Here is a 23443-nt window from a genome sequence, read left to right on the forward strand (position 1 = left end):
GCATCTTTTTGACTCAATTCTACATACACGGAGTAATAAATGGAACTTGGTTTCTTTAAGAGTAGCTTGAAATACAATGCAGGAGCAACGATTTTCTGTGTTTTTGCATTATATTTATCAATGCCTATTTTTGAAAATGTTAATTTTATCTCGAACCATCCAATTATCGTTTCAGTGCTATTTATATTATTAGTAAATTCTTTACTTTTAATAATCTACTGGACATCCCATAACAAAAAAACAAATTCTCAGCCGGGTATAAAAGGAAACAAAATAACCGGAAATAAAGCAAAAAACATTAACATACTTTCCAATGGGGAAATAACTAAAAACATCGTCAGTAATAATGAAAGCGATGGTGACATTAATATTGGACAGGGCTTCAAAAATGGAAAAAAGTGAAGGCCTAGTCATTTCTGATAATGAAATAACTAATAATAGTCCAGGAAGAGATCTTAACGTTGGGACACACATAAGTTTCAATGAGGTTAAAAATCGGAGCAATGCACTAGCAAATTTATTAGAACGTTCTAAAAAACTTTGCGAGACAGATCAAGAATATAGATACATGCTCGAAGAGTTGCAAGAGTATCTTCAGCCCCGTCCCGGTCGTAAAATCATAGGATTAGAAGAAAAACTAAAAGAAGGCAATCGTCTTGATTTGTTAGAAGATGCGGCTTATTTAGAAAATAAGTTTGCAAGGCGAGTTAGCAAGCATCAGTTTTCCATATCAGAAGAAATAATTTACTGTCATTGTTTAAGTAAAATAAACTCATCTTTTTCACAATACGTCAAACCACTGTTTAAAAACACAGTAAACACTGCTATAATTGACAGAGTCATTTATGACAGAATAGTTGAACCTCTTTATGAAGAAGTATCGGAAGTTAGTACCGCCATTTCTAGCGAATTAATTAGAGGTATGATTTTCTTCTTAACGGGTAAATGTCACTTACGGTGGGTTGGTTAATGATTATTTATCATCCATTTAAAGATGCAAACCATTGCTCATATCGTATTATAAGTTTGCTATATAAAAATAATAGTAAGATTAGGGATGAGCACCTTAATTTTATGGATTTTTATTACCTTTTCCCTTGTCAAATGCAGAATATTGATGGATGGCCGCGCTCAAATTCAAAACTTGCACGCCAAATTTCTAATATAGCGCACTCTTATGAAACAATTGAAAATCCTCGTAGAATTTTCTTTGAATTAAATATAATACGTAAAAACACCTTGGCACATTTATTTTCGAAGGGAATTCTATCTTTGATAGATGAATATATCTTCCTGAATATTGAAAGAATACCAGCATCCCTGATTAATACGCTTGAAGCTGACACCTTTAGAGCTAGCTTTGAATTTACTACTATTGCTAACGAAATACCAAAACTGGCAATCAAAGGCAAAAAAGGCCTCAAGGCAAAAACTAATTTAATGGAATATCGTTATGATTAAAAAACCATCATATCTCAAATTAAATAGATTAGTCATAACTAAAGCTGGCAAACAGTTATATGACGAAAAATTTCACGATGGAATAAACATAATCAGAGGAGAACACTCTGTAGGAAAATCAACAATTTTAGATATGATTTTTTATGTTTTAGGTGGCGAATTAAAAAAAGACGACTGGAAATATCCAGCTGATGAATGCTCGAATGTCAATGCAGAAATTACAATCAATGACCGAATTATTACCTTAACCAGACCGGTGGATCCTAGTGGTGCAGTTCCTCATATTAAAATCTATGAGGGAGAGTATGAAAAGGCGATGAAAGATGCGGATGGCTGGCTAGACTATGGTTCAAGGAGAAGCAATGAGCGATTGAGCTTCTCAGAAATGATGTTTGAACTTTTCGATTGGGGACAATATAAATCTGACAGCTATCAAAATTTAACTATGCATCAAATAATGCGACTCATTTATTTAAGTCAATCATCAGATTCCAACAGAATATTTCGCAAAGAATCTACTCGCTCTGATAATGAAAACACTAGAACAGCCATCGCTGAGTTTCTTTTCGGTCTTGATGATTTGGAAACTCACTCAGTTCGTCAAAATCTATTGAAGTATGAGAGAGATTATGAAAATACTGGAACAGAATTAAGAGCATATTTCGAGCTTTTGGGAAATGATGCCAGTCTAACCGTTGAAATAATTAACGAATTATTGAATGAAAAATACATTGAGCTATCCGAAATAGACTCAAAGAAAGAAATATTATTACGTTCAACAGATAATATTGATAGCAACAACGAATATAACTTAGCTATCGAACGCAATGACATCCTTTTAAAAATACAATCACTAACAAACAAAATATCATTTAATAACAATGAGTTAAGCTCAAACAAGACCGAGATTCAGGACTGTTTGCTTTTTGGGCAAAATTTAGTATATCGTTTAAAATCTTTAAATGAATCACAAGAAACATATAAAGGTTTAGGTCGAATTTCTTTTGAATACTGCCCTTGTTGCTTAACACCAATATCAGAACACGATAACACTGATAATGATAGTGGTTGCGCACTTTGCAAATCAACAGTCAACAATTCCTCATTAGAGGAGAAATACATTGAGTCACTGAACGAACTGCAATATCAACAGCGTCAGAATGATAAGATCGTAGAAAAACTATATAGTTCAGCAGAATATATAGAGAACTATATTCAAGAACTCCGAAAAGAACTTGAAAGCTTGCAAAATAGATTATTTGAAATCAACTTGGTTTCAAATCATCGTGAGTTGGCTATAACTTCAATCATAGAAGAAAGAACTGCAAAACTAATTGAAATCAACTCCCTGCAAGATAAAATTGATTCAATAGCTAAAGTTGACGACTTAAAATTAAAACGTGAAGACATCGCAAAGCAAATGGAAAGTTGTCGTTCACGAATAGCCGCTCTCGAGGCCAAAAGTCAGCATAGAAAAGAATATGTTTACTCAAAACTATCTGAGTTTTCCACTTTTATTCTGGAAGGAGATTCGGGGAATGAAGAGCTATTTAAAACAGCAACTCAACTCTCCTCAGAGATTGACTTCGCAAAAGATCGCTGGCTTTTGAATGAACGGGTAAATTATTCAGATAGTTCAAACGTTGTCAAAAAAGCAGCTCTGCATTTAGCATTCCTTATTTTTTCAATCGTTGATTCAGCTTGCCGATATCCTCGTTTCTCCATCATGGACTTTGAATGCGGGGATATAAATGAAGCTCGAAGCCATAACCTCCAAAAATTAATCACTACAAGCCTTAGTAATTCAAAAGGCTTTCAACTTATTATGACCACATCTAAAATCGACTCATCTTTAAATAACAACACTTACGGGGTTGGTCGTTATTATGACAAAAATGACTACATTTTGAAAATTTGACAACGCCATTTAAAGACATAGTCATTTAATGTAGTTATCTTCACAAATCTAAGTTGCTAATTTATTAATAATAATTAGCAACTTTTTATTGTCACAACACATTTTATATTCATATGAGGATATTTCGATAAATTGGTTTTAAACACCTCAGTATAATAAATATGTGTATATCCACTCAGCGCGCAATGCTCTCCCCACCCCGCCTGCCAGCTTAAGGGGGCGCTTTTAATGCAGGTGCATGACCGGCCTCAGGGCGCGCCAGTGCTGGTGCTGGCGGGGGATCCAGTGTCTGTAAAACGCATGCAAAACCATGCACCTTATGCATGCATGGCTTTTATACGTAAAAATGGAGGGATTTTCGGGGATTCTTAAGCGGACTACCGCACGGCCAGTTCTGCACGGCTGCGGGTGTAATTCAGGTTCTGTGCTGGCGTGAATTTTTCACGACTATCATCTCGCGAAGCCGCATCAGGCCTGAATCCGATGGCCGTTAAAATGTCATTATCCTGCACCGAATAATTAATTTTTTACCGGCGGCCAGCCAGACCAGCAGCGCCTCACGCAGACAGTCGAGTGAGTTTAGCCGAAGAGGTCGATTCTTTCCTTGCGCTTTACGGAGACAGGCTGGATGAGGAGTTCAAAAGCCGGTATGGATTTGATTTTTCACCTGAGTTGTGGGATTCAACCCCATTCTATTTCCTGATGACTGTGCGCAGACTTGCCCATTCTTCGAAGTAGCTACATGTAGACAAACCCGCAGCGGCTTAACCGACCTCAGATGGCAACAGCCGGTCTTTTACTCCCTAAAAATAACTTTAGAGTGAACAGTCCACTGTTCACTCTTCACCGTATATTCACCATCTAACTACATGAAATTACTTGTAAAAAATAAAAGGTGAACAGTGTGAACAGTTATATGCAAAAAAACTTTTTTCTTGATGTGATCCATTCGAAAAACAGGTTTGCTTAAACTCAGGCGACACTGCAACAAATCGCCATTGGTATACGCTTAGGTATACCGATGAAAGTTGAATTAATGAATTTCCAATAAAAACAGGTATTTAATTAATTTATTCAGACTCCGCCAGCTCGGTGATTACCAGAGTCATCCGATGAAGTCCTAAGAGCCCGCACGGCGCAAGCCCTGCGGGCTTTTTTGTGTCTGCATTTTATCCCGCGAAGTTCTTAAAATATTCCGGCAACAATGGAACATTACGCCATCAAACATTGTTTCGCTCATGCTCAATGAGCCATTCTTTGCGCGAAATACCACCGCCGTAACCCGTCATCTTTCCATCTTTGCCAATTATCCTGTGACAAGGGATCACAATCGCAATCCGGTTTGCACCATTAGCTGCAGCGACGGCGCGCACAGCATTGGGCTTATTCATCCCTAGCGAAATGGCCTGATAGTGCGAAGTCTGTCCATAGGGAACTGCACGCAACTCATGCCAGACGGATTGTTGAAAATCACTGCCCGGGGCATCCACAGAGAGCTCAAACTGTCGGCGAGTTCCGGCAAAATACTCGCTGATTTCTTTTACTGTCTGCCGGGTATGGCTGTTTTCTCCGGTGACAATTCTGGCGTTAAATAAACGCTGGATATCGCGGAATTCCGTTTCTAACATCCGGCGATCGGTAAACTCCAGCAGACACACTCCCCGCTCTGTCGCGCAGACAAACATAGGCCCAAGCGTAGTGGTAAACCGATGAATGACAATCACCTCGGTTGCCTGAGTCGGCGCTGCGCCAGTAAGCCGCTTGTAGATGTAACCAAACCCGCTCAGGGATTCATAGCCATTGTCCAGCGCAACGTCAGTAGCCGCTCGTCCGCTTTTTAGCTCCTGCAGGGCAACGTTCACCCGCTGCATTCGCTGGAAAGCCTGAAAAGTGATGCCGTGATGTTGCAGGAACCAGCGTCTTACCCGCTCCGGACTGATTCCGTGCTGGCGAAGCTGCGCGTCAGCCACACGGGATTTAATATCGCGCCTGACAAGCGCAAGCGCCTGTTCAACAAATAATGGCGCGCTGTGCGCATTTTCAGCGGGTCTGCAGACCTTACAGGGACGAAAGCCGTCCGCCAGGGCAGATTTGGCATCTTTATAAAATTCAACATTTTCGCGCCTGGGCTTTCGCGCCCGGCATACCGAAATGCAGAATACGCCAGTAGTTTTGACGCCAACAAAAAATACGCCGGTATATTCTGAATCTCGTTCGAGCAATGCCTGATACCAGATATCACACAAATTCTTATCGGTTATTTTCATCGCTAAAAAGTCCTGCAAATGACTGACGAGTTCGAATCGCATGCATTACATCACTCAGCGTTGACTGCATGGCTGAATGAACAAAATTGCCCATTGAAATGCGGTTTACCCCGGCCAGCTTCAGCCTGTCGAACGACGGAAGATCGGGCATACACATGACGTTCAGAGGCAGACCCGTTGCCTCTGCAATGAGGCTGATGTCTTTCTCTGACGTAAGACAGGGAACAAAAAGGCCATCAGCACCTGCAGCTTTATAGCTCTGACCCCGTAATATCGTCTCCTGCAAAGCGTCTTCATGCCCGAGCAGGTAAGTGTCAGTCCGAATGTTCAGAAACAGGCTACAGTTTTCGCTTCTCAGCGCATTGCATACTGTTCTGAGATTACGGGAAAAATCAGAGATATCGTCAAGCTGACGCTTACCATTAATGACTCTGCTGTCTTCAAGGTTAACGCCTGCTACGCCTGTCTGAGCAAGGTGCCTGAGATTAGCGACTATCTCTTCGGCTGAATCACCATATCCTGCTTCCATGTCAACGCTCAATGGCAGGCTGCTGACAGCCCGGATACGGGTGACCACATAAAATAACGCATCAAACGGCATTCCCTGCCCGTCTTCATATCCCAGCATGGACGCTATTGCTGCACTGGAGGTTCCCAGTGCCTGATAGCCTGCTTCTTGCGCTGCGACAGCACTGGCGGCGTCCCAAACGTTAGCGATAAGCAGGGGCTGATCCTGGTTGTGGAGTTCTGCAAAATTCATATTCATTTCCTCTCAATAGATTGAAAATGAATCTAAGCATTCAGTATGAACGTCACAACCGAAATTCAGACGACCATTTTTTAGCAAGCGTAGTCTGGATTCGCAGACCAGTCAGATCTGTTGTAAACCAGCTGCGCTAACCTGCATTTTGAGCTTATTAATGAACCAGCGGCCAGCCGGGCCCGGAGGATGCTCTTCTAAATGCACGGCCTGCATGGCAAAACCCGGTCCGACGTCAGGCTGCATCTGCAAATTCAACGTGACCAATTTACCCGTCGCAAGATCCTCCTCAACCACTGGCAGCGGCATATAACCCCATCCAAGCCCGGCACGCAGGAAAGCGTGCTTCGCGCCCATATCGGCCAAATGCCAGGTTTTTGACGACATCACGCCAAAGCTCCGGCCTACGGTAAGCGACGAACGATCGGCCAGCACCAGCTGGACGTGTTCCGCTAAAAGCGAGCGAAGGATCGGCCCTGGCAGGTTAGCCAGCAGATGTTCAGGAGAGACAACGGCCACGGCTGGCACGTTGAGAAGGAATTCAGAGGTGCATCCAGCCGGAATATGCGGCAGCGAGCCGATAATCGCCACCCGACAGTGGCCGTCCAGCAGAGGCTGGAGAACCGCCCCTAATGCTTCCACATACAAACGCAGCGGCGTGTCGGGAAATACCTGATGAAATGCCTGCACCGCAGCGGTGAGCTGCGCAACAGGAAACATCACATCGACGGAGACCGCCAGTTCAGGCTCCAGCCCTTCGGCTAAGGTGCGCGCCTTAGCCTTGAAGGCGTCCATCCCGGCAGCGGCAAGGCGTGCCGCTTCCAGCATCGCGACGCCCGCCTCCGTCAGTTTCGGATATCGCCCGGAGCGATCGAATAATGGGAATCCGACCTGCGCCTCAAGATTGGCCAGCGTCGCGCTAACAACCGACTGCGCGCGCCGCAGTTTACGCCCGGCGGCCGAAAAACTTCCCTCATCAACGGCGGCAATAAATGTGCGCAGTTGATCAACAGACATACCGTCCAGCATGTATCGCTCCGGCAGATGGAATACATCTAATTATATAGGCTACTCAGATAGGACGGAGATTACTACTCTCTACGCATGTTCACTACTCTTCCTGAAGGAAATTAAGCATGAAAACAACAACTGTAGGTATTATCGGCGCTGGTGCAATTGGGCAAGCCTTTGCGAAACAGCTGGTAAATGCGGGCATGAACGTTATTCTGAGCAACAGCCGCGGGCCGGAAAGCCTGTCTGATGTGGTTGAAGGACTGGGCCGCGGGGCTCGCGCAGGCACCGCACAACAGGCCGCTGAAGCTGACATCGTTTTTGTCAGCACTAACTGGGACAAAACCGAAGCCGCGTTAAGCGGAATTACCTGGAATGGACGCATCCTGATTGACGCCACGAACCCGGTACTTTTGCCCGGCTATAAACTGGCAGAACTGGGTGGAAAAAACTCAAGCCAGCTTGTGACCCAGTGGGCGCCAGGGGCACGCGTCGTCAAAGCTTTCAATACCCTTCTTGCAGGGGTGCTGGCTCAGGATCCGGCGCAAGCGGGTGGCCATCGTGTCGTCTTTATCTCCGGAGACGATGCAGAGGCGAAGGCGGAAGTGAAAGCGTTAGCCGGGCAACTGGGCTTCGCAAGCATTGATTTAGGCAGTCTTGAGATCGGCGGGACGCTACAACAATTCCCTGGAGGGCCTCTTCCGGGGGTAAATCTGGTGCAACTGGCATAGCAAAAGGCAACGCTAACGATGACTCAGCGAACTTCCGCAGAGACGTTTGAAGAATACCTTCCCGGCAAGCTGCTCCGGGAGCATCGGGCGCAATCTTCCCGGGATGTATTCGTTCAAATTCTGGCCCGCAGACAAGTCCAGGAAAACGTCATTATTCCGGCGGTTCCGGAGCCCTTTATCGTCTGGATCCTTTCTGGTCAAGCCGTTGTTGAGGAGCGTTCCCCAGGCGAGGCGTGGTTAGCAAACCGCGTTACCGCAGGCGATTTCTTTCTCACGACGGCGGCCTCTCCCACTGAAATGCGGTGGCAAGCCGAGCCAGATATACCGTTCGTCGTCATGCATGTGTATATCGGCGTGGCCATGATGCAGGAGTGTGAACTGCGGGAAGTCTCCGGCGCGCGCGACGAAACGCTATCCGCGCTGCTGGAGCAGATACGCCAGGAGCTGTATCTGCAAACTCCCCCAAGCGGCCCCTTTATCCAGGGGATTGCCCAAGCGCTGACGGTACACCTGGTTCGCACCTACGGCACGCATACGAAACGACACCGGGGAGGTCTGCAGGCATTTAAACTGCACCGGGTCTTTACGGCAATGCGGGAAGGGTTGGCCCAGCCGTTTGACCTGGCACGGCTGGCTAAGCTGACCGATCTCAGCGAATACCATTTTAGCCGCGCCTTCAAACAGTCGACCGGGCTTTCGCCCTCCCACTATTTTATCCGGCTACGCATGGAGGAAGCGCGCCGCATGCTGTCGGAAACCAATGATTCCATTATCAATATTGCCCTGAACGTGGGATACACCAGCCCCAGCCATTTTGCTGCCGTCTTCCTCAGGCATAACGGCGTGACGCCCTCGCACTATCGCAGCGATATCGTTCGCAGCAAAAGTCCGACAGTTTAAGCAAAAGCCCGCGCGAAGCCACCGCCTGAAACATCCATTATTGACCCGTACTTCAGACGTTCTTTCTGAAGCGTTGAAATTAACTCTCACGAGGATCAGTTATGGAACTTAAAGATAAAGTCGCTCTCATCACCGGTGCTTCAAGCGGGATTGGTGCCGCCACGGCAAAAAAATTAGCGAAACAGGGCGTCAGGGTCGGTCTCGCCGCCCGCCGCCTGGATCGCCTGCAGGCGCTGGTCTCTGACATTGAGGCTGCTGGCGGCGAAGCCATTGCGCTGGTTATGGACGTCACTGACCCGGCCTCGGTTAATGAAGGGGTCGCGACACTGCATAAACGCTATGGCCACATTGATATCGCCTTCAATAACGCCGGGCTGATGCCGATCTCTGATATTGCCAGCCTCAAAGTCGATGAATGGCACCAAATGGTAGACGTGAACGTAAAAGGCCTCTTTAACACCGTAGCGGCCGTACTACCGATTATGCAGTCGCAGCGGTCTGGTCACATCATCAATACCTCGTCGATCGCTGGGCGCAAAACGTTCCCCGGACTTGGGGTGTACTGTGCAACGAAGCACGCCGTTGCCGCCTTCTCGGATATTTTGCGTATGGAAGTGGCGCCGCAGTTCAACATTCGCGTCACCTCACTCCAGCCGGGTGCCGTAGAAAGTGAATTATTCGAGCATATCAGTGACGAAAATTATCGTGCGCAGATGGAACAGCTGAAGGAGAAGATGACGTTCCTGAAAGCCGATGATATCGCCGACTCGATTGTTTACGTGCTGCAGGCACCGGAACATGTGGACGTGGCAGAGCTGTTTATTATGCCGACCGAGCAGCCGTGGTAAGAAAGTAAAGCGGGTCAGGCAACGGCCTGACCCGCTAATTTTCATCCGCAACGTTAGTTCGCAGATGCCGTCGGTCTGATCGTAATTTCTGTTGTATCGACACTCTCAGGCGCCTCGATGATATGGCGCACAGCGCGGGCGATATCAGCAGGTTTGAGGGCAATAGCACGGTACGCGTCCATCGCCGCCATGGTTTCCGGGTGCGTAATGGTCGAGGCCAGTTCGCTTTCCACTACCCCAGGGTTAACGCAGGTCACGCGGATGTTCGAACTTTCCTGACGTAAACCATCCGAAATCGCCCGTACGGCGAATTTGGTGGCACAGTAGACAGCAGCCGTGGGCACCACGGACAAGGCACCAATCGAGCCGATATTAATGATTTGTCCCGACCCCTGGGCTTCCATAATCGGCAGAACGGCGCCTATCCCCCACAGCACGCCTTTGATATTCACGTCAATGGTGCGCTCCCACTCATCCTGCTTGCCTGCCGAAAGCGGAGAAAGAGGCATGATGCCCGCGTTGTTAATCAGCACGTCAATGCGGCCCCACTTTTCACGCGCTGCCTGTACGAAGTCAGCCATCGACTGGCGGCTGGTAACGTCTAAGACTGCGGCCTCTGCTTCCCCCCCTGCACTGCGGATTTCAGCAGCCAGGGCGTTGATGCGATCCAGCCTGCGAGCGCCCAGGAAAACGTTCGCTCCTGCCTTGCCTAACTCTCTGGCAATACCTTCTCCGATACCGCTTGATGCACCGGTAATTAAGATAACTTTGTTCATGTTTTGCTCCTTACGTTGAGTTCAACGTGATAATAGATACTCACCATTGTTTCTTGTATCCTGCATTTACTGGACTCACTGGTTAGCAATATTAAACAATGAAAATCGATCTCAATCTGTTACCCGTTTTTCTGGCGGTCGCCGAGGAGCGTAGCTTTAGCGCTGCCGCCGCGCGGCTGGGCATAACCCGCTCCGCTGTCAGTCAGGGGATTAGGCGTCTTGAAGATGGTTTTCAAACCCTGCTGGTGATGCGCACCACGCGCTCGGTAAGCCTCACTGAAGCAGGGGAACGGCTGCGTAAATCGTTGCAGGCCCCCATCGCCAATATTGAAGCGGCATTTGAAGACGTCGCGTCGGACAGCACACCGCGCGGCCAGCTCAGAATCGCGGTCACCTCAATCGCGGAAGCGTTTCTCTCTGGCCCGCTGCTCGCTTCGTTTGCGGCTGCGCATCCTGCGGTATCGCTTGATATCTTCGTGTCGGACGAGGAGTTCGATATCGTGGCGGCGGGCTATGACGCCGGGGTAAGGCTGGGTGAAGTTATTGAAAAAGACATGATCGCCGTTCCCCTTACGGGTCAGCAGCGTGAGAGGGTGGTGGCTTCACCGTCCTATCTGGCGACTCACGGCGTACCTGAGCACCCCCGCGAGCTGGTGGCTCACCGGTGTATCGGCTGGCGCCCAGCCCCGGACGTTGCCCCCTATCGCTGGGAATTTGAGGAGGCGGGCGTTCCTTTCGATGTGGCGATTGAACCGCAGATCACCACAAACGATCTGCGCCTTATGCTCAGCCTGGCACTGGCCGGCGGCGGCATAACCTTAGCCACGGAGGATACATTCACTCCGTATATTGAAACGGGGCAGCTTGTTGCCCTGCTGGATACGTTTCTTCCGTCTTTTCCAGGCTTTTATCTCTATTTCCCCCAGCGTCACAATATGGCGCCCAAGCTAAGAGCCCTGATCGAGCACGTCCGCCAGTGGCGAGAGCCAGCGGCAACGTAAAGCGTTCAACGCTAACAAGGCCAGTAACTTTCATGCAGATTTTCCTTACCCTGCCGCTGCCCTTTGATAAACATCAACGACACCGCCCTCCTCCCATGGAAAAGTAAAAACGGACACAATTCACTCAGGGGATATGTCGTGCCGGGGATGGCTTAACGATGTATCTCGTACGCTGGACAAGACATCACACAAGGATGGAGCCTTAAAATGTACAGACCCATGGTCGTTATTTTCTTTATTCTGCTGACCCTTGCAGCCCTCATAGAAATAGGTTTTTTATCCTTCGGGTGACCCTCAAGCAAGGGGGCGCTTGCCTGGGTACTTTGATCTCATTACAGTTTTTTCCTAAAGCTACCCCGCTTCGTCTGTGCCATGCTGAATCACGCTCATAACCGATAACGTTAAATGAGGATATTATGAAAAAAACAATTATCGCATTATCTGCCGTTCTGCTGGCTTCCCCAGTATTTGCTGCGACCACACATGCAACTGACGATACCGTCGCTGCGGCGAACGCAAACGCCAACGAAGCGAAGCAAAAACTGCACGAAGAGCAGAACAAAGGCGAAGAGCTGAAGCTGAAACAGCAGCATGCTGCGGAAGGTAAAAGCGAAAGCTTTGGCAGCAAAGTCAGCGAAGATTCCCAGAAAGCCTGGCATAAAACCAAAGAAGGCACCGAGAAGGGGTGGGATGCCACTAAAGAAGGCGCAGAGAAAGGCTGGAACAAAACCAAAGAAGGTGCCAGCGAGCTGGAAAAGAAAGTCACTGAATAACCGACATACACACCTCAGGGCCGCGTTAGCGGCCTTTTTTATTGCTTCGAATAAAAGCGATACGTCGTGTATATCTGCCCCTTTTTGTTCGCCGCCTTATGACGACAGATAGGATTGATGCAAATGTCCGGATGCCCATCCCTGCGGTCATTTTTTTTCGCCCTCAGTATCAGGTTAATGAATGACCGTATTGAAAATACAGCAGGTTATTATATTTCCTGCTCGCAGTAGCATAATTCCAACACCACATAAGAATATATTTTAAACCCCTATCAATATAATATATCCTACATCAAGAATGTTATCCTAACTTAAACCATGATTAAGCAGCTTTAAATAATAACATTTTTAATTGCATTCAAAAACGACACCACCAATTATTAAACTACATCTAAAACATAAATAAAAAAGCATAGTGAAATCAGAAAATATCCAACAAAAACAATCCATTAATAAAACAAATACATAAACCTCATCAATAAATTAATGGCCTCTTTACGACCTACCTCTTTATTTACGAAAGCTTAATTTGCACATTCACCGTTTTCTGGCTATATCATTTTTATATCCTCAAAACCAAATCCTCTATTAATTACAGGGTTTTATAAGGCACAAAATACGCATAACAAACATTCTGTCTCGTAAGTAATTACATTCGCTCTGATGTTGCCACTCTGAATCCTGGCGGGCATCGTTCGCTCTAAAAAAGACGGTGAGTGCTGTTTAAAAAACAGTAACTCCGCCGGGGGCGCCCTTTACCTTCTCCAGAGATGGCTCGTCTTGCTCGTCGTTCACGATAACTCTGCTGGAGTAATACCTAAATGAGCCAAATCTCTGTTATATCAAAACTCACTGGCGTGGAAACGACTACGGAAGGCACACAGGTTACGCTGAGCCATTCCTCTATCGTTGAGCTTCATGTAGAGCGAGCCGATGTCTCCCACTTCGCGCGAAGTGGTAACGATCTGGTGGTGACACTGCACTCAGGGGAAGTGATCACCCTTAAAAATTTCTATGTCACCGACGCACAGGGCGTGAGCCAGTTGGTGCTCCAGGAGAGTGACGGTGCGTTATGGTGGATTGAAGATCCCACCGGGGCCGCCACGTACGAATCCATCGCGTCCACGGACGCCTTGCTGGCCGCATCCGGGAGTGATGCAGGTGGTGCCGCCATCTGGCCGTGGGCGCTGGGCGGCATTGTCGCGGCTGGCGCCATCGCGGCGGTGGCAAGCTCCAGCGGCGGCGGCGGCGGGGATGACGATGATGGGAATAACAACAATCCTAACCCTAACCCCAGTACGCCAGTCGATCCCACCAACCCGGATACAACACCGCCGAATGCACCCTCCGGCCTTCAGTTCTCGTCGGACGGTAAAAGCGTCACCGGTACCGCCGAGCCCGGCAGTACCATCACGCTGAAAGACGCGAACGGCAACGTCCTTGGCACCGGAAAAACCGGCAGTGACGGCAACTTTACCGTGTCTCTCGGCACTCCGCTGACCAACGGCGAACAGGTGACCGCCACCGCGACGGATGCGGCCGGGAATACCAGCCAGGGCACAACGATTACGGCGCCGGATCTCACCGCACCCGATGCCCCAACGATCGGCAGCGTGACGGACGATATTGATCCTCAAACGGGGTCGGTCACCAACGGCGGCAGCACCAACGATCCACGCCCGCAGCTCAGCGGCACCGCGGAGGCGGGCTCCACCGTAACCATCTATGACGGCGGAGTCGCCATTGGCACGGCGCTCGTCGCCAGCAACGGCACCTGGACATTTACCCCGTCAACCGATCTGACTGAAAGCACCCACCAGATTACCGTGCGGGCAACCGACGCCGCCGGCAACCTCGGACCGGCCTCACCGGTATTTACCCTCACCGTGGATCTTACCCCGCCGACCGCGCCAACCGCGATTGTGCTGACCGACGACACGGGTGCGATCAGAGGGACCATAACCGCAGGCACGCCTACCGATGCGTCAAAGCCGATCCTGGCGGGAACGGGCGAGCCCGGTGGCACAATTACTATCTACGATAACGGCGTCGCGGTTGGAACCACAACGGTGCTGCCGAACGGCACCTGGAGCGTCACGCCAGACGGCCCGCTCGCGGACGGAACGCACACGATAACCGTCGTTGAAACCGATGCAGCCGGAAACCAGAGTGCGGCCTCAGAGCCAATCATCTTCACCGTGGACACCACGCCGCCGCTGGCCCCCGGCGACCTCGTCGTATCGAATGATGGCGGCACCATCACCGGCACCGCGGAGCCTGGCAGCACGGTAACCATCCGTGAAGGCGACGCTATCCTTGGCACCCCGGTGGCCGACAGCGAGGGCAACTTTAGCCTGACGCTGACCCCGCCTAAGCTCAACGGCGAAATCCTGACCGCAGACGCCACCGACGCTGCGGGCAACACGGGGCCAGCAACCTCCGCAGCAGCGCCGGATATCAGCCCACCGCAGGCCCCGGTTATCGTGTCGGTGATTGACGACGTGCTGAACACAACCGGTCCCGTGGACCAGAATGGGCTGACCAACGACCGGGCACCGACCCTTAACGGCACGGGCGAACCCGGTTCGACCATCACGATTTTCAACGGCAGCGATATCATCGGCACGGTGGCCGTCCCCTCATCCGGCCAGTGGAGCTTTACGCCGCCCTCTCCGCTGGCCGATGGTACGTACGTGCTGACGGCAACGGCGACGGATGCCGCCGGCAACCCGAGCGGACAATCGAACGCGTGGACCATTATTGTCGACGGGACGGCACCGGCCGCCCCGGTGATTACGCAGGTCGTTGACGATGTGCCTGAACGAACCGGCTCGCTCGACCTCAATGAGACCACCAATGATTCAACCCCGACGCTCAGCGGTACCGCCGCGGCCAACGCCACGGTCACCATCCGCGTGGATGGGGTTGATATTGGAACCACCGTCGCCGATGGCCTCGGCGCGTGGAGCTTTACTCCGGACACCCCGATCGCTGAGGGTCAACATACCCTGACCGCCGTCGCAACTGACGCGGCGGGCAACATTAGCGACGTTTCCAACAGCTGGGGCATCATCATTGACAGCGTTGCCCCGGATGCGCCGGTCATTACCCAGGTGGTGGATGACGTGCCAGAGCGCCTCGGCGCGCTCAACTCTGGCGACAGCACCAATGACACCACGCCGACGCTCAACGGCACCGCGGAGCCGGGCTCAACCGTCACCATCCGCCAGGACGGCGTCGATCTCACGACAATTGTGATCGACAGCAGCGGCACGTGGACCTATACCCCAACCACACCGCTTGTTAACGGCACCTATACCTTTACCGCCGTCACCACCGATGGAGCGGGTAATACCAGCCAGCCGTCAGGCGGCTTCACCCTGACCGTCGATACCACACCGCCAGCGGCGGCCACCATCGCCACCGTAACCGATGACGTCGGCGGCGTTAACGGGCCGCTTACCAGCGGCGACACCACCGACGACACCACGCCGACCCTGAACGGCACCGCGCCGGCAGATGCGGTGATTACCGTCTATGACGGTACCACCCTGCTCGGCACCGCGACCCTCGACGGCAGCGGCGGCTGGAGCTTTACCCCCGTTATCCCGCTCACCGACGGCCCGCATACGCTGACGGTGCATGCCACGGATGCCGCGGGCAATACCACCATCTCAACGCCGTTTGAACTGACGGTAGATACCGTTCCGCCAGCCACGCCGGATATCCCGGCAATCACCGTCAATCCTGACGGTACAGAAACGCCGCTGAACCCGGGAGAAACCACCCGCGACACCACGCCGACCCTGAGCGGCACCGGCAATCCGGGCGATACCGTGACCATCTACAACGGTGGGGTCAAGCTTGATGATGTGCTCGTGGACGGCACCGGCAACTGGACCTGGACGCCAGCTACCCCGCTGCCTAACGGCACCTATGACATTACCCTGACCGTCACAAATATGGACGGCACGGGCAACGAAAGCGCCCCGTCGCAGCCGGTTACCATCACCATTGATACCGATGCGCCAACAGCACCAGCAGCACCGGTGATCACCGACAGCGTCAGCCAGATAACCGGCCCCGTTCCCGATGGCGGAACCACCAACGATCCGCGCCCGGTCCTGAGCGGCACCGGTACGGCGAATGACGTTATCAACATCACTGATACCGTTAACGGCACACCGACCATCGTGGGCACCGTGACGGTAGACAGCAACGGCAACTGGAGCTGGCGTCCTGACAGTAATATTGGGGAAGGCAGCCACGTCTATACCGCCACCGCCACCGATGAGGCGGGCAACGTCTCTGACCCGTCGCCAGCGATTACGATTACCGTGGATACCGTAGCACCGGATGTACCGGTATTTGACGCCGTCGGGGGCCAGCCGAATGGGGGCTTAATCACCGATGCGACGCCAACCGTCGGAGGTACCGGCACGACTGGCGACACGGTCATCGTTTACAACAACGGCGTTGAGGTAGGACGTGTCGATGTCGTTAACGGAGAATGGAGCTTTGTCCTGCCACCACAGCAGGACGGCCTGCTGAACATCACCGTTGCGGGAGTCGATGCCGCGGGTAACGTCAGCGCGCCGAGCCCGGTCGTTTCCGTCACGCTTGATACCCTTGCGCCGGAAATCCCCGTCATTAGCGCCGTTGCTGACAGCCAGCTCTCCAACAACCAGCTGTATACGCAGGACGGCACGCCAACCCTTACCGGGACCGGTGAGCCGGGAACTACCGTGATCGTTTCCGTAAACGGCACGCCATCTGCCGTGACGGTAACGGTGCAGCCGGATGGCACCTGGAGCTGGACTGCCGACGCGACGCTGCCGGATGCTACATATACCTTCACCGTCTCTTCCAGCGATCCGGCGGGTAACCTCTCTGGCAGTTCAGCACCGCTGAGCGTGACGGTCGATACCGTCGCCCCGGCCGATCCGGGCAACATGCTCCTGGCTGATGAAGGGACACCGCTGACCGGTACCGGCGAAGAGGGAAGCACCATTACCGTGAAAGACAGCGGTGGCACGGTCATTGGTACCGGCGTTGTCGGCAGCGACGGCAGCTTCTCCATTGCGCTGAGCCCGGCGCAGCTGGATCCAACCACGCTGACCGTGACCGCCACGGACGCCGCAGGAAATGCCAGCGCTAACGTGCCTTTTATCGTCACCGACTCGCCGCTTGAGCTGCCCCAGGTACCCGTCATTACGGCCATCGTCGATGACGTGGACCCGGTCACCGGCGATGTGAAAGGCAAAACCACTAACGACACCACGCCAACGCTTACCGGTACGGCCGAAGCGGGCAGCGTGATTACTATCTATCAGGACGGTAGCACGACGCCATTAACAACGGTGACCGCCGACGGCAGCGGCAACTGGAGCTATACGCCGGCCGCGCTTGGCGAGGGGCTGCACACCTTTGAGGTGACCGCGACCCTCAACGGTGCCACCAGCGGCCGCTCTCCAGCGGCCAGCGTAACCGTCGATCTGACCGCGCCTGGCACGCCAACCATTGGCTCGGTCATTGACGACGTGGGTCCTGTCACCGGTCCGCTGACCAGCGGCCAGACCACCAATGACAGCCAGCCGACCCTCACCGGCACCGGCGCGGTGGGTGATACTATCTCCATCTACAACAACGGCGTGCTGCTGGACAGCGTGGTGGTTGGTAATACCGGCACCTGGAGCTACACCACGCCCGCCCTGCCAGAAGGCAGTAATGTTCTGACCATCCGCGAGACCGATCCGGCGGGAAATCAGAGCGGTCCTTCGGCTGACTTCACCATCGTGGTGGATTCCATTTCCACCACGCCGGTCATCACCAGCGTAACGGATAATGTGGGCAATACCGCCACCCCGGTAGCCAGCGGCAGCGAAACGAACGACGCCACGCCAACCCTTTCGGGGACAGCGGACGCAAACAGCATCGTGACCATTTTCGATGGCGCTACCCAGATTGCCGTGGTTACGGCTGATGGCACCGGCGCGTGGAGCTTTACGCCAGAGACCGCGCTTGTCGAAGGGCCACACGCGTTCACGGTTCAGGCAACCGATCCGCAGGGTAACCTGAGCCTGGTCTCCGCCCCGTGGAGCGTGGTGGTTGACCTCACGGCGCCGACAGTTCCAACTCTGGATACGGTAAGTGATAACGTCCCTGGCGGCGTCACGGGCAACCTCACCAGCGGGCAGGCGACCAACGACAACACTCCAACGATTAGCGGCACCGGACAGGCAGGCAGCACCATCTACATCATGAATAACGGTACGCAGTTGGGTACGACGACCGTCGACGTAAACGGTAACTGGTCCTTCACCCCGACCACGCCGCTGGACGACGGCAGCTACTCCCTGCGCGCGTACGCAACGGATGCCGCGGGCAACGCCTCGGCGAACTCGTCGGTCTTCGCCTTCACCGTCGATACCGCAGGCCCTGGCGTGCCGGTGGTGACCAGCGTGATTGACGATGTCGCACCGACCACGGGGACGCTCACGTCGGGTAACAGCACTAACGATGCGCGTCCGACCTTCAACGGTACGGGCGACGTGGGTTCTACGGTGCACGTGATTGTTGATGGCAACGAAATTGGCACCGCCGTGGTCAATGCCCAGGGCAGCTGGACCTTCACGCCGGGTACCGATCTGATCGACGGACCGCATGCCATTACCTTCAACGCCACCGACGCGGCGGGCAACGTGGGTACTGCAACGGCACCGTTTAACCTGACGGTGGATACGGGCGTGCCGTCTGCGCCGGTCATTTCAGCCGCGGCAGATAACGTGGGCAGTATTCAAACCCCGCTCACTTCCGGGCAAAGCACCGACGACACCACGCCAACGCTGAGCGGCACCGCGACGGCCAACGCCTCGGTCACTATCTATGAAAACGGGCAGCCTGTCGGCACCGCGCTGGCTGACGGTACCGGTGCATGGAGCTTTACGCCGTCCACGCCACTGGCGGCTGGCAGCCACACCTGGACCGCCACGGTCACCGATGCCGCAGGGAACATCAGCCCCGCCTCGCCAGGCTTTACGCTGGTTGTCGATAGCACGGCACCCACCGCGCCGGTTATCAGCCAGGCGATTGACGATGTGGGGAGCATTACCGGGCCAATCACGTCCGGGCAGACGACCGACGACACCGTACCGCGGCTGGTCGGAACCAGCGAACCGTTTGCCACCGTGAATATCTATGAGGGAACCACGCTGGTCGGGACGGGTACCGCAGACGGCAGCGGCAGCTGGAGTATCTTACTCAATACCACGCTGACAGAGGGGGCGCACAGCTTCACCGCGCAGGCTACGGATGCCGCAGGCAACACCAGCGCGTCGTCCGCAAGCTTCAGTCTGACGATTGACACCGCGCCGCCAGCGCTGCCGGTGCTCACCAGCATTCTGGATGACGTCGGCAATGCGGCAACGCCAGTCGCGAACGGAGGAATAACCAACGACGCGCAGCCAACCCTCAGCGGTACGGCGGAAGCGGGTTCTACGGTGAAAATCTTCGATAACGGCGTGCAGATCGGCAGCGTGATCGCCACCGGCGGGGCGTGGAGCTATACGCCTTCTCCGGCGCTGGGCAACGGCCCGCACACGTTGACCTTTACCGCCACCGATGCGACGGGCAATGCCAGCGCGCCAACCGCCGGGTACACGATTAACGTCGATACTCTTGCCCCGGCAGCGCCGGTCATCAGCTCGGTAATTGATGATGTCGGTAGCGTCATCGGCCCGGTAACCGGCACCAACCCGACCAACGACACGCGTCCGGCCCTGAGCGGGACCGCCGAAGCGAATGCAACGGTACGGATCTACGATGGCATCACGCTGGTGGGCACCGTCACCGCCGACGGCAATGGCAACTGGACGCTGCCGGAAACCACCACGCTGACGCAGGGCACCCACAACTTCACCGCCACGGCCACCGATGCCGCAGGCAACACCAGCCCGGCATCGGCCGTGACGACGATTATCGTCGATCTGACCGCGCCAACGGCCCCAACCGGAACCTTCAACGCCGACGGTAGCGTATTAACCGGGAATGCTGAAGCAGGCAGTACCGTCACCATCCGACTCACGGACGGCTCGACGGTCACGACCACAGCGGGCAGCAACGGCACGTACAGCTACACCTTCGTTAACAAACAGACTGAAGGCCAGACGCTGCAAATCACCGCCACCGACGCGGCGGGCAATATCTCGCAGCCCGGCTCGGCGCTTGCGCCAGTGGTGCCGCTCTCCGCCAGCAATAATGTCGAAGAGCTGGATCTCAGCACCACGGCCACCGTCACCAACAGCCAGTACAGCGACTACGGCTTCCTGCTGGTCGGCGCCGTGGGCAACGTCCTGACGCTGCTCGGTAATGACACCGCTCAGGTCAACTTCACCGTGGGCAGCGGCGGCAGCGCGGATATCGTCGTGAACGCCAACGCCACGGGGGCCGTGCTCTCTCTGCTCAACACCCTTGAGCTGGTGGTTCAGCGCTTTGACACCGTTAACAACACCTGGACTACCGTAGTCGATACCGGACAGCCGCAGTTTGCCGACCTGCTGACCCTGGGGGCAACCGGCGTTTCGCTAAACCTGACCGGGCTGGCGGACGGCAACTACCGCGTGCTGAGCTATAACACCAACCTGCTGGCAACCGGCTCCTACACCAGCCTCGACGTGGCGGTGAAAGAGACCGGGCCGGGCACCGTTACGGGCGACACCAGCCTCGGCGGTAACGTGATCACCGACGTTGACCCAACCGCAGGCAGCGACAACGCTCCGGCAGGGGCAACGGTCACGGCCGTCACTAACGCCCAGGGTGTCACCACCAGCGTCACTGCCGACGGCACGGTGATCCAGGGTCAGTACGGTACGCTGACCATTAACCGCGACGGCAGTTACACCTACGATCTGACCAACACCAGCGCATCGGTGATTGGCCGGACGGAGAGCTTCAGCTACACCATCACGCATAACGGCGTCAGCGCGTCGGCGAATCTGGTGCTGTCGCTGGGCACCGGTACCGCCACCAGCGGTATTGTCGCGGTTGACGATACGAACTCGCTGACCTTCGATACCACCGTCAACGCGATTAACAACGGTACGTCGTCCCAGGGCGGCTTTACCCTGGTGGGAATCAATCTCGGCAACACGCTGGGGCTGAACCTGCTGGACGATATGACCAATCCCATCATCTATAACGTGGAGGAAGGCACTACCCGCACCATGACCATCCAGGCCTCCGTGGGCGGCGTGGCGCTGGCGTCGGTGTTTGATCTGTACGTCTATAAGTTCAACAACGCGACCCAGACCTTCGAGCAGATGCGCGTTGAACCAGGCTGGCTGCGCGCGCCGCTGTTGGGCGGCACCTCGCCTCAGCTGACGCTGCAACTGCCGGCCGGTGAGTACCTGTTCCTGCTGAATACGGCTGCAGGGATCACCGCCCTGACGGCCTACACGCTGAACGTGCTGCAGGATCATGTCTACAGCGTGGCGAGCGTCAGCGCGAGCACTACCGGGGACGTTCTGTCGGATGATATTGCGCCAGTCGGCACGCTGGTGACGGAAGTTAACGGCGTAGCGGTGAACAGCAGCGGTCTGACGAACATTACCGGCGAGTACGGTACGCTGAGCATCAACGCGGCCGGGGAGTACACCTACACCCTGAATAGCGGCGTCGGCGTTGACCACATCAGCACCCCGGATACCTTCGTCTACACCATTACCGCGCCGGACGGCACAAAAGACACGGCTTCGCTCAACATCACCCCAACCGCGCAGCCGATGAATGCGGTGAATGATGTCAGCACCGCGATGGACGTGACGTCGGTACACCACACCGCCGCGTACTCGGATACAACCGTCGGGTCGGCGAGCTGGAACGCCGCGCTGCTCGCTTCAACCCAGGGCTCCGGCTCCGGCACCTTCGTGGTGGATGCCAATACCGCGCTGCACAACGTGGTGCTGTCGTTTAACGTCGCCTCGTTGCTGACGCTTACAGGGTTGACGGTTGACTGGACGCTGACCAACGGCGCCACCACCGTCAGAACCGGCTCGTTCAACGGCGGGCTGCTGCTGGGCGGCACGGCAACGGTCAACCTGACGGGTCTCGACCTGGAGGCGGGGACCTACACCCTGAGCTATACCGGCAGAATGGGGCCGCTGGGAGTAGGAAATATCACCATCACCCCAAGCGTCACCGGCACAAGCTACTCGCTGTCGCAGTTCGACGCCACGGGCACCCACACCGTTGACGGCAACATTTTCGACGGCACCGGTTCCGCAGGGACGATGGACCAGTTGCACTCGGTGGATACCCGCGTGAGCATTACCGGCTACGACGGCATTACCACTACGCTGGATCCCTACACCGGCAGCACGCAGTCGAGCATCACGGGTCATTACGGCACGCTGGCGATTGCCGCAGACGGCAGTTACACCTATACGCTCAACCCGGGGATATCGCTCTCTACCATTACCACGAAGGAGGTCTTTAACTACACCCTGACCGATGCCAACGGCACCACGGACACCGCGTCGCTGACCATCAACATGGCGCCGAAATTTATCAGTTCGGAGCATAACGATGTGATTAGCGGTACGGCCTACGGCGACACGCTGATTTATCAGGTGCTGAACAGCACGGCGGGCAACGCGACGGGGGGCAACATCACCAGCGCCGGCGGCGACCACTGGACGAACTTCTCCCTGGCGCAGGGAGACAAGATCGACATTGGCGATCTGCTGGTGGGCTGGGACGGTAATACCGCCTCGCTGGGGAATTATATCAATGTCACGCAAAGCGGTAGCAACACTGTGATCTCCATCGACCGTGACGGCACAGGGAGCACCTACACTAATACTGCACTCGTTACGCTTGATAACGTGCAGACCACGTACGACGAGCTTGTGAACCAGCAACACATCATTACCTGATAGCACCTGCAGGACATGACCCGGGCGCACAGCGCCCGGGCATAAATAATAAAGCTGTACTTATTT

15 protein-coding genes and 1 pseudogene are annotated in these 23443 nt (G+C 53.7%); 11 read left to right on the top strand and 5 right to left on the bottom strand.

Going from position 1 to position 23443, the window contains the following annotated elements:
• The first annotated feature begins 39 nt into the window (after positions 1 to 39).
• Genes OKF39_RS18165 through OKF39_RS18180 form a run of 4 tightly spaced genes read left to right on the top strand, consistent with a single transcriptional unit; the run spans position 40 to position 3379 of the window.
• Positions 40 to 402 carry a hypothetical protein gene (locus OKF39_RS18165; RefSeq protein ID WP_126502266.1) on the top strand — a complete coding sequence of 121 codons (363 nt, stop codon included), beginning with the start codon at positions 40 to 42 and terminating at the stop codon, positions 400 to 402.
• A complete protein-coding gene (locus OKF39_RS18170) occupies positions 389 to 970 on the top strand; it encodes an ABC-three component system protein (protein WP_223824775.1) in 582 nt (193 codons plus the stop codon). The genes OKF39_RS18165 and OKF39_RS18170 overlap by 14 nt, the downstream gene beginning before the upstream one ends.
• The gene (locus tag OKF39_RS18175) at positions 970 to 1461 is read left to right on the top strand and encodes an ABC-three component system middle component 5 (protein ID WP_150144928.1); all 492 of its coding nucleotides are present in this window, start codon (positions 970 to 972) and stop codon (positions 1459 to 1461) included. The genes OKF39_RS18170 and OKF39_RS18175 overlap by 1 nt, the downstream gene beginning before the upstream one ends.
• Positions 1454 to 3379, top strand: coding sequence for an SMC family protein (locus OKF39_RS18180; protein ID WP_150144930.1), 1926 nt, complete (start codon positions 1454 to 1456; stop codon positions 3377 to 3379). The genes OKF39_RS18175 and OKF39_RS18180 overlap by 8 nt, the downstream gene beginning before the upstream one ends.
• A 377-nt stretch (positions 3380 to 3756) precedes the next feature.
• Here the strand turns inward: OKF39_RS18180 and OKF39_RS18185 are convergent.
• A pseudogene (locus OKF39_RS18185) lies at positions 3757 to 3959 on the bottom strand (phage polarity suppression protein); the annotation flags it as partial.
• Between OKF39_RS18185 and OKF39_RS18190 the strand changes: the two are divergent.
• Positions 3953 to 4117 (top strand): contact-dependent growth inhibition system immunity protein, encoded by a 165-nt coding sequence (locus OKF39_RS18190; RefSeq protein WP_190320722.1) that lies wholly within the window; start codon positions 3953 to 3955, stop codon positions 4115 to 4117. The pseudogene OKF39_RS18185 and the gene OKF39_RS18190 overlap by 7 nt on opposite strands.
• 482 nt (positions 4118 to 4599) lie before the next feature.
• Here the strand turns inward: OKF39_RS18190 and OKF39_RS18195 are convergent, their stop codons facing one another.
• The 3 genes from OKF39_RS18195 to OKF39_RS18205 form a co-directional block, all read right to left on the bottom strand.
• The gene (locus OKF39_RS18195; protein ID WP_045631577.1) at positions 4600 to 5646 is read right to left on the bottom strand and encodes a bifunctional transcriptional activator/DNA repair enzyme AdaA; all 1047 of its coding nucleotides are present in this window, start codon (positions 5644 to 5646) and stop codon (positions 4600 to 4602) included.
• On the bottom strand, positions 5630 to 6406 hold the full coding sequence (locus OKF39_RS18200; RefSeq protein WP_150144934.1) for an isocitrate lyase/PEP mutase family protein: 777 nt from the start codon (positions 6404 to 6406) through the stop codon (positions 5630 to 5632). The genes OKF39_RS18195 and OKF39_RS18200 overlap by 17 nt, the downstream gene beginning before the upstream one ends.
• Positions 6407 to 6517: 111 nt before the next feature.
• Positions 6518 to 7423: a LysR family transcriptional regulator gene (locus OKF39_RS18205; protein ID WP_317845830.1), complete on the bottom strand. Its 906-nt coding sequence runs from the start codon at positions 7421 to 7423 to the stop codon at positions 6518 to 6520.
• 119 nt (positions 7424 to 7542) lie between these two features.
• Here OKF39_RS18205 and OKF39_RS18210 point away from each other — a divergent pair, with 119 nt between their 5' ends.
• From OKF39_RS18210 to OKF39_RS18220, 3 genes are all read left to right on the top strand, one after another.
• Positions 7543 to 8148, top strand: coding sequence for an NADPH-dependent F420 reductase (locus tag OKF39_RS18210; RefSeq protein ID WP_049136903.1), 606 nt, complete (start codon positions 7543 to 7545; stop codon positions 8146 to 8148).
• 18 nt (positions 8149 to 8166) lie between these two features.
• The gene (locus tag OKF39_RS18215) at positions 8167 to 9048 is read left to right on the top strand and encodes a helix-turn-helix domain-containing protein (RefSeq protein ID WP_047367536.1); all 882 of its coding nucleotides are present in this window, start codon (positions 8167 to 8169) and stop codon (positions 9046 to 9048) included.
• A 101-nt stretch (positions 9049 to 9149) separates the two neighbouring features.
• Positions 9150 to 9896 (top strand): SDR family oxidoreductase, encoded by a 747-nt coding sequence (locus tag OKF39_RS18220; protein ID WP_047367535.1) that lies wholly within the window; start codon positions 9150 to 9152, stop codon positions 9894 to 9896.
• Between the two features lie 53 nt (positions 9897 to 9949).
• Here the strand turns inward: OKF39_RS18220 and OKF39_RS18225 are convergent, their stop codons facing one another.
• Entirely contained in the window at positions 9950 to 10672 is a 723-nt protein-coding gene (locus tag OKF39_RS18225) for an SDR family oxidoreductase (protein ID WP_047367534.1), read from the bottom strand.
• A 98-nt stretch (positions 10673 to 10770) separates the two neighbouring features.
• Here OKF39_RS18225 and OKF39_RS18230 point away from each other — a divergent pair, with 98 nt between their 5' ends.
• From OKF39_RS18230 to OKF39_RS18240, 3 genes are all read left to right on the top strand, one after another.
• Positions 10771 to 11673 carry a LysR family transcriptional regulator gene (locus OKF39_RS18230; protein ID WP_047367533.1) on the top strand — a complete coding sequence of 301 codons (903 nt, stop codon included), beginning with the start codon at positions 10771 to 10773 and terminating at the stop codon, positions 11671 to 11673.
• A 416-nt stretch (positions 11674 to 12089) separates the two neighbouring features.
• Positions 12090 to 12446, top strand: coding sequence for a hypothetical protein (locus OKF39_RS18235; RefSeq protein ID WP_028014145.1), 357 nt, complete (start codon positions 12090 to 12092; stop codon positions 12444 to 12446).
• An 821-nt stretch (positions 12447 to 13267) separates the two neighbouring features.
• Positions 13268 to 23377, top strand: coding sequence for a BapA/Bap/LapF family large adhesin (locus OKF39_RS18240; RefSeq protein ID WP_479983223.1), 10110 nt, complete (start codon positions 13268 to 13270; stop codon positions 23375 to 23377).
• Positions 23378 to 23443 lie beyond the last annotated feature (66 nt).

This window comes from Enterobacter cloacae complex sp. HYC042_NIDB (assembly GCF_056673315.1).